The organism is Anaerovirgula multivorans (assembly GCF_900188145.1).
Lineage (GTDB): Bacteria > Bacillota > Clostridia > Peptostreptococcales > Natronincolaceae > Anaerovirgula > Anaerovirgula multivorans.
In genome coordinates this window covers 1-15,864 of record NZ_FZOJ01000025.1, presented here as the reverse complement: position 1 = coordinate 15,864, position 15,864 = coordinate 1, and the positions used below count along the sequence as shown (strand labels likewise).

Genomic DNA, 15,864 nt, shown 5'->3' with positions numbered 1-15,864 from the left:
ACTTATTAGCCAATGAGGGAGAAGGTTTGGTAACCAAATTTATAAAAAATATTTTCTTAGCTTTCCTAAAATCTTGTCTCTTCTTTTCATAACTGCTACGTGGGAGATATTTTCTCTACTTGCCACTTCTCTAACCGTAAGTTCTTTATAAAAAAGATCATTAATTAACGCCTTCTCTTGGCGATCTAATTCTTTCATTGCTTCTTGCAGGATTAAAAGCATGGCCTTATCTACTATCACATCTTCAATAAGCTCCTCTGCTGCAAGGTCGTGGCCCTTATCCATTAATCTCTCAATAGAATCTTCCTTGCTGGGCTTATAGGTCACTTTGCCTGTTTCGGGGTCAATCTTACTGCTACCAACCTTGATGTCTTCTTCTAGGTACCTCTCACGGCGCTTCATCTTGTAGTACTCCTTGTAAATCTCCTCACTTACTGGGACCGATAATTTTCCAATTTTAATCTCTTTACTCATGTTTGTAGTTCCTCCTTTGAAATAAGTAGGAGGAAGCACATGCTTAAAAATGGACGTAAAAAAAGACCCTAATACGCATTACACGTACTAGGGCCAATAAGGCCGAAGGGCATAAAAATAGCCGCTTAGATTAAAACTCAAGCCGAGTCCTAACCCAAGCGGCTATTTGCCACTGTATTCATTTTTTGCACATACTTCCCACTATACTTATTATAGAAGCTCCAAACTATCAAAACAATTTCAAAAGACTACCAGTTTCCTTCCATTCGACTGTCAATCCCCTATCATTTCTCTTTCAATTTCCTCTAATGTCTCAATCAAAAACCCATAGGTAACTTCCCATCCCTTACAGGATTGCTATTGGAGCTTGTCCCAATATTCTTTGAGGGGCGGTATAATATAACCCCAAAGTGCAATACCCATTAATTCTGTTGCTTGCTTTTTATAACGATAATAGGTGGACTGGGTTAGGTTCAATTTTCTCATGATGGCATCATCACACATCACTTCTTTATCAATATAGCAATAAGTAATGATGTCATGATAAATCTGACCATGCTTAGGATGGGTTTTTAAATGCTTAAGTGCTTTGTCAACGATCTCAATCATTTGTTTTGTTTCTGCAATACACATCAAACGTTCTTCAATTTCTTTCTTGTCTTTAGTCAGGTCATATTCGTCTAGTTCTAAGCTAAGAAAATCAACCAATTCAGAGATTCTGTCACTTCCGTACTCCTGGGCTGTCTCTTGAACCACATATATTGCACTTTCTATCCTCCATACAACTGTCCTATAGATAGATAGAAGAAGTTTTGTCTTATGGAATTGCTGTGTGTCTGATTTCTTCAATTCCCCCATAAGCGTCACCCCCTTTAACTTTCTGGAAGATGGTTGTTGTTCCTGTAATTTTATCATTTTCATCATGAATAGCCTCCCTTTTTCAGAATAATCTGTGGCGAAAGGGCTTATCTATATTATATAATCGAACATACGTTCTGTCTATTGTAATATTGCTGCCTTTCCCACATATTCCTATAAAACCTTGCAAAATCAAGGTTTATCAATGTAAATTTTTTCTAGTAACTTTTCATTAGAATGCACAGCGTTTATTGGTCATTTCATGCCTCCCTTTATCAGATTCATTATCATAATTCTACATTAGAAAATAATAATATAAAATATAATACTTAGTAATAATTTTATTGTTTTATTAATATTATATATTATGTTTAGGATTACTTAAGTTATATTATTTGAATTATACATTATTAATGATATTCAATTTTTAGGTTTTTTAATTTAAATATGATATAATATATTATATTATTACAATAGAGGTGACAATAATGGAATATAGATCCGCCCTTATTACAACTAGAGAAGGTTTTACATTCTCGAACTCAAAAGTTGATGTGAAACTTAACCGTGGGTACGATGAATTAGGTAATCCATATAATACGATTAGGCTTAAAGAAGTTGATGGGTTCATTAATTTTCATTATAAAGATAGATTACTCAGAAGCGATGATAGCTTATCTGAAAATGATATACTTACAAAGTTATTATCTACCGGAACAAAAGATGAACAGGCTCTCATAAATTTTTTTCATGAATATGGTTTTTTATTTAAAAGTAACAGTGACAAATACGCTCTTTACTCTTGTGATGAGTTGTTTGGTGTTATAAGGCGAATCACTCAATTAGTTGAGTTAATCATGGAGATTCATAATGATGAGCCATCATTTAAGAGCCTGGCAAATAATCTAATCCAGCTCATGCTGTCCTACCCTGCTTCAGTTCACGATTTAAGCTCAGAGGGCAATCTCAAATTAGTGTATCAATCTCCAGAACATCAAATCAGAAAAAATTTAATTTCTATAGGGGCATTGTCTACCTCACCTGATTTTTTATTAGAAATGCAAGAAAAACCGGATCCAGATTATCAGTATTTTGTTGATGAGGATTATTCTTTTCAAGGGAATTACCAATACTACGATAGTATCGATGAGGGTATGCAAGCTCAGCATGCTTTTTTAGACTATATTTTTACAAAGACTTCGATAAGCTCTGTTAAAGCTAATGCAGGAGTGAAATTAACTAAACCTCTAAATATAAGACCTAATAAAGAGGATGAAAATGTAATTATAAATGCGGCAAAACTAATCATTAAAGAGGAAATTGACTACCATACAAAACTGATTAGTCCCGTCTATGATACAACCACGATGCTAGGGACCTGGAAAATTCCTAATCTAATCACGGCAATTTATTTTTCCATATTTTTTCTGAACCCTAATTTTGAAGTGATAAAAAAATGTGCTAACCCTACATGCGATGGTTACTTTGATATACTGAACACTAATAAAAGAAAGAAATATTGTAGCATTCGTTGTGCAAATATCATGAGCCAAAGAAAATACCGTGAAACTCACCAAAAATAAAAAAAGCCAAACCGGCAGTACAAATTCCTGCTAGCGATGGTCTTTTAACTTCCCCTGCCCCACATAGATAAATAATGGTGTTATGAAATTTTAACCCTACTATTCCTCAGGTTAGTAGGGTTTGCTTGACTTATATTAGAGTAAACATAATTTTACTATTGATAAATTAAAAACTATAAACTATACATTCTAAAAACAAGTTTCTACTCTACTCTTGTTTCAAAGCATTACAAAATCTTATATATTTATTTACTGCTGTTTTTAACTTAGATAAACCGTCCTTACTTTCAGGAAGATTGATTGTATTAGAAATTTTTTTATCGTGTTCTATAGATAGTAAAGAAAGTATAAAGTCACAATTATCATTATTAAACTCTTCATCTAAGTTTACAGATCTAAGTAAGTATTCAGATAGGGCATTTTCTACGCGTCTAACTCTTGATACATAATCCCTCGCTTGTCTTATATCTCTATGATCGACATTCATCAACCAATCTGCAAAAGCCTTTGCCCTCATAATAATATCACCTCTAAAATTCGTTCATCAGTAAAATTATCTGTTAATTCCCCTTATAGATAAAAAAGAAGCCTTATCACTAAGTGATATAAACATTCTAAATTCATCAATTAATGTACCTTATCTCTTCTTTCATAAAAGTATGATTTAACCACATCTTTCATATCGGCTTTATAGATACAATTCATATATATATTGCGTCCATAGCCTATATAGTTTGTATTGAATGAAGACATAAAAGGCAAGTCAAAATTTAATTGATAAAGTTATTTACTATTTAAAATGATGTTTTCAAGTATAAAGATATTTATTTTACTTAGTCTTATTATACACTATATAATAAGACTGGACCTAGTTTTTTATCTTCAGATATTTGCATTCCTCAATACACTAAATTTTAATAATAGTGCCTAATTTTGAGTTATAAGTATACTTTTCTATTTTCTGTTCAACAACTAATTTTATTGCTTCTTCAATGACCGAAAGGGGTGCAATAAACCATTCTCTTGGATAATGTTTATCCCCGTTTTTATCTATAACTTCAAAGGCAACATTAACCTCTTTAAAAAAATTATGAATATTACTTTCGAGATATGGAACATTTAGATTATAACATCTAACTGTCAATACAATTTTTACTTCACTCATAAGGTATGTGGGCTCATTTACAGCATTCTTTATTCTTCCGGTAACATCACCTTTGCAATACCCAACCTTATAGAGATTTTCTATACCTTCTATCTGGGGGTTATTGCTGAGGCTACTTAAAACATAAATATATCCGTTTTGTACATCATTTTCATCTATTTGAACATCTTGGCTAGCATGCTCCTCAACTTCACTTACACCAAACCCATCACTAAGTAATGCCTTGTATAGGGATCTAAATAGCATATCAGATTCTGTTCCGTTATCGAAGATGCACCTAGTTCTTCCATCTTGCCTAAACCTTGTCCCACTGCTATACTCTTCCTTTTGTAACGTATGAGAACTTTTTTCAAGATATAGTAGAATCCCTCTCAGTACGAAAAACTTACCAACTTCTAAATCTTGTTCCTTAAATTCTGTTAGTTTTCGCCTTCCGTACTTTAGATCTTCATGTACTGAGTTGAACATAGTTTCATATTCATCGAAATCTTTGCACTTATTTCTACGAGAAATATATTCCGGACGGATTCTATCTGATTTCTTAACATACTTAAGTGAGAAAACGCTGTCATCCATATCAGGCACATTTAAAAGATTCAAAGGGTCATCTCCTAGTATATCCTCAACAGTAACTGATTTGCTAGATTCACACTTTAATAAATTGTGGAAATCAAACGGCAATAATGTCTTAACCTTCTGTGGATTATTTCTTATACCTTGCAAACGAGAAGCGAGCATAAATTCATCGATCTCACTTCCTAATTCCGGAACTCTTCCATTTTCCTCATAAAAGTTATTAATTTCTTCAAAGCTGTTAATTAGTCTCTGTTCTTCTGGGGTTCTTTCTGATTTCTCAGTCGCATCAGGTAATGTTAATAAGCCCAAATGGTCTTCGTTAAATATGGAATCAAATTTTTTATTCATTTTTCATCTGCTCCCTCTTTACCTGACGTAAATAAACAAGTGCCTCTGCTAATCTCCTTTCATGTGGATCCAAAGCATCAAGGGAAGGCTGCCTACGTGTTACCTTAACAAATTCATTTATTTTAGGCCATAAGAAAATTGCCTCGTCATCTGTCATATTTACTTTGAATGCAGCAATACATTCCTGAATAGATTTTAACACTTTAGGTGTGATTGATTTTGATATAACCTCAAAAGCTTGTTGAAAAGGATTTATCGAATCTATTAAATCAATACTCAGTTCCTCTATATTGATAAATTTATCTGTCAACTTAATAAAACGTTTATTTCCTTCCACTTCTATTTTTGAATGTCTAATTACCATATCAGCTATAAGATGTTCTCTTACAGTCTCTACCTCATCTTCATTTAGATCTGGGTATTTAGTCATTATTATTTTAGGTATCAGCACCTTATTAACAACATCACTATCAACAACACCCGATAAGGACTTAACCATTTCCTGGTCTTGTAGTATTGTAGCCTTCAATTCAGTTAAATCTGATTCTAATATATTTTTAACTCTTGAAGTATTCGATGTACGCAAACCATTAATGCGTATAGTATTTGAAGATGCATCATCTTCCGAATTCTCCCCATTGTCGCGTGATTTAAAGTTAAAATTAGGAGCCAAAACTTGTTCCATTAAAAGCGAGGCAGCTATGGCTTTTAGCATATTATTTACAGCTTCGACAACTTCACCATTTTCTGCATCTGGTTCTGCAATTAAATTTGTAAATTGAGCATGTGTCTTGTTGCTACTATCTCTCGTACATCTCCCAATAATCTGAATAATTTCCGTTAGCGAACCTCTATATCCTACTGTTAAAGCATGTTCACAAAATGCCCAGTCAAATCCTTCTTTCGCCATCCCTAACGCAATAATTAAATCAACCTCATCTTCTGATTTAATATTTCTCAAGAAACCCACGGTTTTTTCTCTCTCACTAGGATTATCATTTACTAAATCAGCAACCTTTACAATCTTTCCATCGGGCCTTTTTACATAAAATATATTAGTCTCACTATCAACATTTACAATATCACCTATGCTATCGATAATTGTATCTACCTCTATATACTTATCTTTTGTTGATTCTCCTGAATTAACATTAGGAATATGCAGTATAGTCTTCTTGTCTGTATCAAGTACTTCATTTATTGCATCCATATATCTTCCATGATAAAAGTGAAATCCAATTCCAAGTGATTTTAGATATTTATATCCGTTTAGCTGTTCATAGTAATTATATGTCACCTTATAAAATTTCGCTTCATCATCAGGCATTAGTACCGGAATTCCATCTCCCCTAAAATATGATCCAGTCATCGCCATAATATGGGCATTGGTTGAGTCCATTAGCATACGCACCAATTCGCCTAACTTACTTTCGTAATTAGCGGAAACGTGATGAAACTCATCAATTGCAACTAAGCAATTGTTGAATTTTTCCGCCCCCAATTTATCGAATGCAAATCTTAGCGTCGCATGAGTACACACTAATTTATTTGCGTCAGAATCCAAAAACTTTCCTAACATTGCAACTTTACTATTTTCTCCTCCTGGTAGGCACAAATTGTATTGGTTGTCAATTTCCCAGTTACTGTGGAAACCACCTTCAATTAAATTTGTATTCTTAAACGAACCACCAATTGAGCGTTCTGGTACTGCAACGATTACCTTTGATACTTGATGCGTCGCTAACTTGTCTAATGCAATAAACATCAAAGCTCGTGATTTACCTGAAGCTGGAGGCGCTTTTAATAACATGTATGGTGCATTTCGTGCTTCGTATGCTCGACTTTGCATTTCTCGCATCCCCATATTATTTACTTTGATGCTCTTCCCAGTTGTCTGGTATTCTACACTAATAATATTTTCAGCCATAATACTTTATTCTCCTTTCAACTGCTTATACAATTCAAACATACAATCGAGTCTTTCCTGATTTGTATAAAATCCACCTTCTCTATAACAGTTTTCAATAGTTGAGTCTAATATTTTATGAGCGTATAGCAATCCTTCTGGCATTTCATCTGGATCATACAATTCTGCTAACGTCCTTTCAGACTCTTTTTCTCTTTCCATAATTACACCAAAGACACATTCTCTTATATTATTTTTTTGTTCAGCTGATAAAACTGGAATTGGGAATGTGTTGTACCCTATTACATTTGAGTATCTGATACGTGTTTCAAGTCCGCCGCAAACTGTTCTAACCCAAAGATTATGCATTCTTGAAGCAATCAGACCAAACACCCAAGGATCCGCATCATAAATTGCAAAACTTAAATTTGTAACTATTGTGTTTCTGCTAACATAGCCTACTTGGAAATATTTCCTCTTTTCTGATGACACAGATGGTATAACTAATGTATACTTTCTAGCTTCATTCGTTTCTCTAAATTGATGTGCTCTTCCCGCTAATTTGTGTGCACTTTTATCAGTACTTGCCAAACGTGCTTGCTTGACATTTTCTATTCGTTCAGCAATAACTGGTATAGAAAGTGCATCATTTAAATCATTATCTTTAATCCACAAACACCAACGCTCTATATTGTGAATAAATTCTTCTGAACCTACTACGCGTTTTAAGAATTTTGCAGCCTCTGGATAAATAGTAAGAATTTCATCTTTCTCAGTCGGAGTAAGAAGCAATTCTTTACCATACGGCATATTTCCCTTTACCATAGCCGGCAAGCCGCTTATTGATGCCCTATTCTCCTTATGTACAATCACGTCTCCAGCTGTTAAATAAGGACTAATTTTTTCTACATCATAAGCTATATTATTATTAAAGATGGTTTTTTCGTGTACAAAACATACAGAACGGCAACCTACGATTACTACAGTAACAGCTGTATTGTTTTGTCCATCATTTTTCCATTTAAATGCAGTATGTGCAAATGATATTTCAACTCCTTTATTAAAAATTACAGGCCATAACTCAGGAACTTGCACTCCTTGTGTGAGAGAATTGGTAGTTACAAATGCAAATCCACTATTTGTACCACTTATGTATTTTGCGGCTAGATAAAACCAACAGGCTGCAAAATCAATATCTCCAATTTTCATTACTCTCTCTATTTCTTCTTTAAATACCGTTTTTACTATTCTTTTTTGAATATCAGTTTGTTTTCTTGCACCTCTATATGATGGATTACCTATTATATACACAGTTCCCTGATCTTTAGGGCATACCTTATCCCATTCATATTCTGTAGCAATCCCCTGTATAACATTATTAGTCCCTAGCCAATTTAAGTCTCTTATTGATTCTGGTTCTTCATCCATAGACATTTTGTAATTTATAAAATACAGACCAATCTTAGCAATATCACATGCTAAAGGATTTAATTCGATTCCATAAAACTGGCTAATTTCAACATCATACTTACTATCACATTCACCATTAATCTCACGCAGATGTGTCTTAACCCTTCTTTCTAGTAGCTTAAGTTCCCTAAAAGTAATCATTAAAAAATTACCCGTTCCACAAGCGGGATCAAACACCTTGATACATGTAATTTCCCGTAATATCTCCTTACATTTTTCAGCATTTCCTTTTGCCTTTTCAAATTTGTCATATAAGTCATTCAAAAATAGAGGTCCTATTACTTTATAGACATTTGCAGTACTTGTATAATTGTAAGCAACTCCTGCCATTTCAGGAAAAGCAATTGTTTGAATTAATGAACCTAAAACATCTGGTTCAACCTCAGACCAATCCATTTCACATATATCTAATAATAGTTTCCTAGTTGATGCATCAAAGGTCGAAACTTCTTCCCTAGTTGCAAAAAAACTAATGTTATCGGTTACTATTACATCTGTTACATATTCCGGAACTGTATTATCTGTTTTATTATATAACGATAAAAAGATATGATTTATAAGTTTAGATAAGTCACTGCCATCTTGCTTACTATACATTGTAATCAATTGGTGAAGTGAGCCATTCATTATGATGCCAAAGCTATCTGCAAAAAAGCAAAAAAGTAGCCTAACCAAAAAAGGTCTTAGCTTTTCTTCTTCCCCTGTCTCCCCTGAATTTAATATAAGTAGTTCATTATATAACTGAGCAAATTTTTCACCAATCCTAACGTTAACCGTCTTTCTGTCATTTAAAACAGACTTCTCCCTCCCCATTAAAGGGAGAAAGAAATCATATTGTTTATAAAACTCTATTCTTGAAACAGCTAACCACTCTTCCAATACAGTGTCATACACCAAAATATCTCTTTGGTTCATCAGCATAATAATTCTTGCACTAGATTTCCTTTGGCGTATTCTTTTTAAACTGTCAAACTTTGTATACAAATTTTCACTTGTAGTAAAAATAAATGATAACTTATTCGATATGCCTATTTCATTATCAACCTTGAAATTTTCTTGCAAATTCAAACGCATAATAGTTGCTTTTGGGATTTTATAGCATCTTAGAATGCCACAAAAAAATTCTAATGGATTTTCCTCCGCACAAATACTCTTAATATCTAATTGTAGTGCCTCGTATTCCGTCATTTAAAATTACCCCCTTTCGGCATAATCAAGTACACACTTTCCTACATATTCGGCTAATTTTACCGGAACAGCATTTCCGATAGCCTGCTCAATAACAGTTTTGCTCCCATCAAATTCAAACCATTCAGGAAAAGTCTGAATATAACTTCTTTCTTTAGATGTCAAACTTCTTACTCCATCTAATATTTCGGTCTTATCAGCTGGATGCTTTTGGTATCCTTCTGGAATCGGCCTATTCACACCTCTTATCGTAGCACTTGGTTCATGGATACTAAAGACTGCTCGTCTATTGTAGCTTCTTGGGTGCATATAGTAGAATTGAGTACCTAGAGAATCTCCCAAGTATTCATATAGTGTCATTTGTTTTGCGCTCATTCTGCTATTAAGAAGTTCTTCCAAAAAACCATCTGTATCACCAAGATGACCAATCATAAAAAATCTTTTTCGTGCTTGAGGTACTCCGCACCGTGATGCATCGAGAATCTTTATAGTAAGTCCATATCCTGCATTTCTCAGTATTGAAACTGCCTTAGGTAGAACTGGCATTCGTTCAATATTATACACGTTTTCCATAACAAACCACTCTGGCTGAACAGACGATACTATTTCAGCAAATCTAATTGTAAGATTCGACCTCTCTCCCATATTGCGTTTTCCTGCAATTGAAAAATCCTGACAAGGTGGCCCCCCTATGATTATATCAGGTTTAAAAGCTGATATTTCTACATCTACCGTTTCATCATTTAAATCCTTATTATGAACGGCATGATTAAAGTTTTTCTTATATATTTTAACTGCAGGTTCCCAATTATCATATGCAGCAACTAAATCGAATCCTGCGTTCTGAAATCCTAGAGACATACCTCCACAACCACAGAATAAATCTACAACTTTAATTGTCCTCACCTCTTAATTGAAATTTTTTTCGTACTCCATGACAGCTGAAGCAACATACTCTGCTAGTTTTACAGGAACCGCATTTCCTATCATTTGATTCAAATTTGACTTATTATCATCAAAAATAAAAGTCTTAGGAAAAGTTTGCATGTAACTTCTTTCAATAGGAGTTAATGCTCTTACCTCTGGACCTATATCAACCAAATCTCCTGGATGTTTTACATAATTTTTAGGAATCGGTCTATCCACTCCCCTGATTGTTACACAGGGATCATATATGCTAAAAACTGCTCTCCTATTATAACTGCGTGGTATTCTAAAATAGTACTTAACCCCTAGGGAATCCCCTAAATAGTCGTATATTGACATAGGTTTATTTGCAAGCTTTTCATCTAGTCTCTCTGCCAGAAAATTATCTGCATCACCAATATGCCCGATAAGAAAAAAGCGCTTTCTCTTTTGTGGGACTCCACAAAGACTTGCATCTAACACTTTTTCCGTTAACCCATAACCCGCTTCCTTTAACTTAGAATATACGCTTTTATATGTTTCGCTTTTTCTAATTCTAGGGACATTTTCCATTACAAAGTACTTAGGTTTTGCTTTAATAATAATGTCAGTATATGTTATAGACAACTCAGCTCTTCCAAGGCTCTCATCTCTATGTCCAGCTGAAGAGAAATCTTGACAAGGTGGCCCTCCAATAATAACGTTAGGCTGAAATCCTAATATCTCATCAATTATGCCACTTTCCGAAACATCCCTTAAAAAAATTGGGTGTTTAAAATTCTTTTTATACGTTTCTACTGCAGGTTTCCAGTTATCATATGCCGCTATTATATTGAATCCTGCATTCTGAAATCCTAGTGACATACCTCCACACCCTGCAAATAAATCAACTGTCTTTAGCATCTTTTATCCCTCTCGTTCTGTATTCTTATCGTTTGAAATTAAGCTACAAATATCACCAATATCACAGGACAAAACCACACATATACTTTTAAGTGCTGCAAGTGATACAGCCTCTTCCTTATTTAATCGTGTAAAAACACCTGTAGACAACTTAGCCTTTTTTCGCAACTCACTTTTTGTCATATTTTTCTCGATAAGTAATATCCATAGTTTTTTGTAACTTGTATGCATAAAATCACCTTTATCCAATTTATGAATTAGTAATGCCCCTAATATTTTATCATTTAACTATCCACTTATCAATAAAACTCAATCTAAGTATTCAAATTATTCGCCAATAATAGAGAGGTTTTGCACATTTTTAGATATCACTATTAAATAGAACTTAAATAAAAAATAGCCAATATTCGATACCGATGATGGGTGTTTCACTATCACCATAAAGAAATACACATAACCCAACCTTTACACGATCCCTCATTCTGCGAAATTTCTTCCCCCCCCCACTAAAGAAAAACCCCCTAAACTTGTTGTCTAGGGGAACATGTATTACTTTTTAATTTTCATATAAAATCTTCTAAACCACTGATTCCAACCTACTTCTTCTCTATCAACACAACACACTCCACGTGGCTTGAGAGGACAGGATAAATGTCTTACGAAGTGTCCGTTATCGGAAACATATCCATAGCATTTTTGGTACTATCGGTAGAAGGGAACATATCGATAACTAATTTACACCGCTTACGAACCTTGCACTTCCAATGCTTCCTTTGCCATCTGTTCATATTCCTCAATGCCAGACACTAATGCAAACTCAGCGATTGAAACTGGGTATGCTGCGTCAAGTTCGATAATATGCTCTTTCATCTTAGGCCAGTAATATCCACCAGCTTCCTTATAAGCGAGAATTAAAGCTTCTAACCCTTCTTCCCCAAAAGCTTTATAGTTGAAAACAAAGTCATTTGAAATATCTGTAACCTTAGCTTCAGTCCAATCGATTAATCCAGTCACATTAGCATCTTTATCAATCATAGTATGTCCGGCATGTACATCTCCATGAATCAGCCCAGTTTTCTTAGGCCACATATCATCATCATTCATCCATGCTTGCCATCTGTTCCATAGATTCGCACCTACACCAAACTTTGCTCTTACCGCCTCCATGCGCTGCTTCATTGACATTCTTGCTTCTTCTGGTGTGTGTACTACAAGGTCAAGCTCCGCGTCTTTATTACTAGGTATGCTATGAAGCTCTGCTAGCACCCTGCCTAGCGACTTGTGAAATAATTCTGGAACATTATTTATGTCTATCTCCCAAATATAGTTACCTATGTTATGATCTATCGTACCTGCTGGCACACCATCTAACTTCTTATAAGCTATTAGATCCTCTGTGTAAATGATCCAGTTTGGTGCTTGAAAGGATATATCGTACTTATTTACCAAATCCAAAGCTTGTTTTTCTACCTTTGTTCTAGTCATCACATCTTCCCGTCTAGGCAATCTTAGAACCCAATCAATTCCATTATTATCTTGTGCAAAAACAGCTTGAAAATCAAGCCCTGATTCATTAAACTGCATCGTTTCTTCTTTTAGGAAAAGATTGTGTTTTTTTGCTATCTCAATTACTTGTTTAATATCTTTACTCATTAAAAATCACTCCCGACTTTAGCTTCTATATAGCAATTATAAACTTGTAGCATGCTTGGATAAAGCAATAATAATTTCATCCCAATCATCATGGTGTAGCTCATGCCCAGCACCATCCAGGCTAACTAGCACAGCATTAGATATGATTTTAGAAAGATGCACTCCATGCTCATAAGGTATAATAGGATCATCCGTCCCATGAATAACTAGTGTAGGAACATTAATTTCATGGGTTCTAGATAAATATAATCCCCATCCTTTTACATATCCATGGTTTTCCATTCTCTCCATATTACTAGCTCGATTAAAATCCCTCCCAGCTAATTTCCTTATTTTCTCTTCATTAAATGGATGCTTAGTTCCTACGAGAACTTTACTCCTATCAATAACATACTTGATCACTTCCTCTTTATCTTCCCAGTTGTTGATGTTAATTTTGGCAAAAACTTCTGTTACTTTGCTATTCTTCTTAGGAAGACTAGTATCATAATTCGATGTCATAACTAGTGAAATAGTAAGAACTCTACCGGGGTGTTTAAGAGCTACTATCTGCGTAATTATTCCACCCATAGACATACCGACTATGTGATCCTTATCAACCTTATACGCATCTAGTACCTGAATTGCATCATCAGCCAAATCCTCAAAGGTATATTCCGAATGACCATATTCGTAAGTAATAAATTTGCCTACATCCCGATTGTCATAACGTATAACATGAAACCCTTGATTGCTTAGCCTCCTACAAAAATCTTCTTCCCACCAAATCATTGATGAAGTAGCTCCCATTATTAATAAGATAGTTGGCTCATTAGTATTTCCAAAACTCTCTGTACAGATATGAACATCATTAAAACGAATTATTCTTTCTGTCATAGATAACCACCTTCATATATCTTTACCTAGTCTAAATTAAAATCGAGTGATTCGATCAGCAACAGCTTCGAATAATAACTCTTTAATTCTTTCATAATTGTATTGCTGCAAATCTCCCTTTTGAGAACCTATTAACCAAGCTGCTCTTAAAACTCCAGCTATAATGCCTGGCTCTTCATCGATAATCTCATTAGATTCTTGACGTAACTTTATAAACTCCATAAGAGGGACGATGCTTCTTAGATGCTCTGAGCCAACATAATCTGGATTTAGCTTTCTAGATACAAGCTTGTACTCCTCAAGGTCGTAAACAAGTCTTTGTGTTAATATCTTATCTTCTAGTTCCAAAGCCATCTCATTTAAGTATATCTTTATAGCTGAACGCATATCCTCTGCAGCTATAACCTTTAGCCAAACCTGCTTTTCAATTTGCTCTCCCTCATGTGCTAACAATTTCATATATAGCATTTCTTTTGATTCGAAAAATATATAAAAAGAACTCTTTGCAATGCCAACTGATGAAGTAATATCCTCAAGAGAAGTACTCTTAAAGCCTTTATCTATAAAAAACCGATAGGCAACTTTAAGCAATTCTTCTCGAATTTTTTCTTTTTCTAACTCTGTAAATTTAGGCACAACATAAAACACCTCCATTGCATAACATAAAAACAAATTGTTTATTTGTTTTTATTGTAGCATGGGTGTATGTAAAAATCAAGAAAAATAGTTTTGATTGATACAAAAGTTATATTTTACGTCTATTTCAAGGCCTGAATTTAATTCAACGTTAGTTTATCAAAAGACCGTTTTGTATATCCAATTTATCTACCCAACCCCACGAATTTATCTAATCTGTCTCCTCAACCTAACCCCATTTTTGTCCAAAAAAAATACCTCCGATATGTTCCCTAAAACAAATATCGAGGGCTAAAGTTGAATTGACAGATTTACTTTATATTATTTGTAAACCTAGAAACCCAATAATATCAATGCTTCTAGAGTCTTAGTTTTTCGACATTAACACCACCGTCTCAACATGTGGTATCACATAAGTATTATACAATTTAACAAATGGCACTGTAGCCGAGGTAAATACTTAATTCCTATCCCCCCTTTTTTACTTGTATAAGTCTCAAGGTGGGTGCAAAAACCAGTAGTATTCGTTTCAATCTTCATCTGATTGATTTTCTAGCTTCAACACTGGCGATTAAGTCCTTGATCCACACTGGTACATTTTGAAGCGATGTTCTCTCCTTTGGGTGCTTGATTACATCTTCTAGGTCTTCATCACGCCAGAGCCGATCTCTAAACTTTATTCTCTAATAACATCAAACTTATTAGCTACCTAAGTTTTGTACAAATAACTAAGCTATATTTAGAAAATGATGGAAGCTTAATTGAACATACTTAGGCTGTAATGCTTCAACAAATAATTTTGTCAGTTCTGATAAGCTAGGTACAACAATCTCAATATGATCTTTTAATTCTATTACTTTAGCAGTGATTGTCCCTAGTTTTTTTATCAATGAATGGACACCCATATCCTTAAGCTTAGATGTATTAAAGGCTGTATTTTTCATCAAAGTAATCAGGTTATGAGTGATAAACACTAGCCATAAAAATCCATAAATGCCATAGAATTTAGATGTTCTTAAATTCTTAATACCATATACTTCTTTACAAGTTCTAAAGAAGGCTTCTATGGTTTGTCGTTCATTGTAAAAGTGAAATAGTTGGATTGCATTCATTTCTTCAGCTCTAATGTTGGTAAGTAAATGAGAATATTTAATTTGCCCATCCTTCCCAACGAATTCACAGACAATGGTCCTTAGACCTGTTGAAGTAGGAATCTCTGCAACATGCACTTGGATATTGATTTTTTGCCACTGATGTTTCTTCACTGATTTTGAAAGGTTTTTGGATTGCTGAGTTGAAAAACCTTTTACTACAAATTTGGA

14 protein-coding genes are annotated in these 15,864 nt (G+C 34.2%); 1 reads left to right on the top strand and 13 read right to left on the bottom strand.

Features of this window, described 5'->3' with window-relative positions:
- Positions 1-39: 39 nt before the first annotated feature.
- Complete coding sequence (locus tag CHB72_RS18825; RefSeq protein ID WP_089284427.1) at positions 40-474, bottom strand: sigma factor-like helix-turn-helix DNA-binding protein; 435 nt, start codon at positions 472-474, stop codon at positions 40-42.
- 357 nt (positions 475-831) lie between these two features.
- Positions 832-1,398: a hypothetical protein gene (locus tag CHB72_RS18820; protein WP_089284426.1), complete on the bottom strand. Its 567-nt coding sequence runs from the start codon at positions 1,396-1,398 to the stop codon at positions 832-834.
- A 422-nt stretch (positions 1,399-1,820) separates the two neighbouring features.
- Here CHB72_RS18820 and CHB72_RS18815 point away from each other — a divergent pair, with 422 nt between their 5' ends.
- Positions 1,821-2,915: a CGNR zinc finger domain-containing protein gene (locus CHB72_RS18815; RefSeq protein WP_089284425.1), complete on the top strand. Its 1,095-nt coding sequence runs from the start codon at positions 1,821-1,823 to the stop codon at positions 2,913-2,915.
- A 208-nt stretch (positions 2,916-3,123) separates the two neighbouring features.
- Here the strand turns inward: CHB72_RS18815 and CHB72_RS18810 are convergent, their stop codons facing one another.
- From CHB72_RS18810 to CHB72_RS18760, 11 genes are all read right to left on the bottom strand, one after another.
- Entirely contained in the window at positions 3,124-3,432 is a 309-nt protein-coding gene (locus CHB72_RS18810; RefSeq protein WP_089284424.1) for a hypothetical protein, read from the bottom strand.
- A 390-nt stretch (positions 3,433-3,822) separates the two neighbouring features.
- A complete protein-coding gene (locus CHB72_RS18805; RefSeq protein ID WP_089284423.1) occupies positions 3,823-5,004 on the bottom strand; it encodes a GIY-YIG nuclease family protein in 1,182 nt (393 codons plus the stop codon).
- On the bottom strand, positions 4,997-6,931 hold the full coding sequence (locus tag CHB72_RS18800; protein WP_089284422.1) for a DEAD/DEAH box helicase: 1,935 nt from the start codon (positions 6,929-6,931) through the stop codon (positions 4,997-4,999). Before CHB72_RS18800 ends, CHB72_RS18805 begins: the two co-directional genes overlap by 8 nt.
- 6 nt (positions 6,932-6,937) lie before the next feature.
- Entirely contained in the window at positions 6,938-9,448 is a 2,511-nt protein-coding gene (locus tag CHB72_RS18795) for a type IIL restriction-modification enzyme MmeI (protein ID WP_176431472.1), read from the bottom strand.
- Positions 9,449-9,574: 126 nt separating this feature from the next.
- Positions 9,575-10,474, bottom strand: a complete 900-nt coding sequence (locus CHB72_RS18790; protein WP_278277874.1) for a DNA cytosine methyltransferase — start codon at positions 10,472-10,474, stop codon at positions 9,575-9,577.
- A gap of 3 nt (positions 10,475-10,477) precedes the next feature.
- Positions 10,478-11,377 (bottom strand): DNA cytosine methyltransferase, encoded by a 900-nt coding sequence (locus CHB72_RS18785; RefSeq protein WP_089284420.1) that lies wholly within the window; start codon positions 11,375-11,377, stop codon positions 10,478-10,480.
- Positions 11,378-11,380: 3 nt separating this feature from the next.
- Positions 11,381-11,608: a helix-turn-helix domain-containing protein gene (locus CHB72_RS18780; protein ID WP_089284419.1), complete on the bottom strand. Its 228-nt coding sequence runs from the start codon at positions 11,606-11,608 to the stop codon at positions 11,381-11,383.
- Between the two features lie 513 nt (positions 11,609-12,121).
- Entirely contained in the window at positions 12,122-13,030 is a 909-nt protein-coding gene (locus CHB72_RS18775; RefSeq protein ID WP_089284418.1) for an Mph(B) family macrolide 2'-phosphotransferase, read from the bottom strand.
- A 36-nt stretch (positions 13,031-13,066) separates the two neighbouring features.
- Positions 13,067-13,906 (bottom strand): alpha/beta fold hydrolase, encoded by an 840-nt coding sequence (locus tag CHB72_RS18770; protein ID WP_089284417.1) that lies wholly within the window; start codon positions 13,904-13,906, stop codon positions 13,067-13,069.
- A gap of 36 nt (positions 13,907-13,942) precedes the next feature.
- Positions 13,943-14,542, bottom strand: coding sequence for a TetR/AcrR family transcriptional regulator (locus CHB72_RS18765; protein WP_207652603.1), 600 nt, complete (start codon positions 14,540-14,542; stop codon positions 13,943-13,945).
- 728 nt (positions 14,543-15,270) lie between these two features.
- The coding region (locus CHB72_RS18760; protein ID WP_207652602.1) for a transposase at positions 15,271-15,864 on the bottom strand (594 nt) is incomplete at its 5' end.

What these genes read in the sequence shown, in the direction of transcription:
- CHB72_RS18775 (WP_089284418.1), bottom strand. Translation starts at nt 13,030, where the DNA reads ATGAGTAAAGATATTAAACAAGTAATTGAGATAGCAAAAAAACACAAT.
- CHB72_RS18800 (WP_089284422.1), bottom strand. Translation starts at nt 6,931, where the DNA reads ATGGCTGAAAATATTATTAGTGTAGAATACCAGACAACTGGGAAGAGC.
- CHB72_RS18805 (WP_089284423.1), bottom strand. Translation starts at nt 5,004, where the DNA reads ATGAATAAAAAATTTGATTCCATATTTAACGAAGACCATTTGGGCTTA.
- CHB72_RS18825 (WP_089284427.1), bottom strand. Translation starts at nt 474, where the DNA reads ATGAGTAAAGAGATTAAAATTGGAAAATTATCGGTCCCAGTAAGTGAG.
- CHB72_RS18770 (WP_089284417.1), bottom strand. Translation starts at nt 13,906, where the DNA reads ATGACAGAAAGAATAATTCGTTTTAATGATGTTCATATCTGTACAGAG.
- CHB72_RS18820 (WP_089284426.1), bottom strand. Translation starts at nt 1,398, where the DNA reads ATGATGAAAATGATAAAATTACAGGAACAACAACCATCTTCCAGAAAG.
- CHB72_RS18785 (WP_089284420.1), bottom strand. Translation starts at nt 11,377, where the DNA reads ATGCTAAAGACAGTTGATTTATTTGCAGGGTGTGGAGGTATGTCACTA.
- CHB72_RS18810 (WP_089284424.1), bottom strand. Translation starts at nt 3,432, where the DNA reads ATGAGGGCAAAGGCTTTTGCAGATTGGTTGATGAATGTCGATCATAGA.
- CHB72_RS18815 (WP_089284425.1), top strand. Translation starts at nt 1,821, where the DNA reads ATGGAATATAGATCCGCCCTTATTACAACTAGAGAAGGTTTTACATTC.
- CHB72_RS18780 (WP_089284419.1), bottom strand. Translation starts at nt 11,608, where the DNA reads ATGCATACAAGTTACAAAAAACTATGGATATTACTTATCGAGAAAAAT.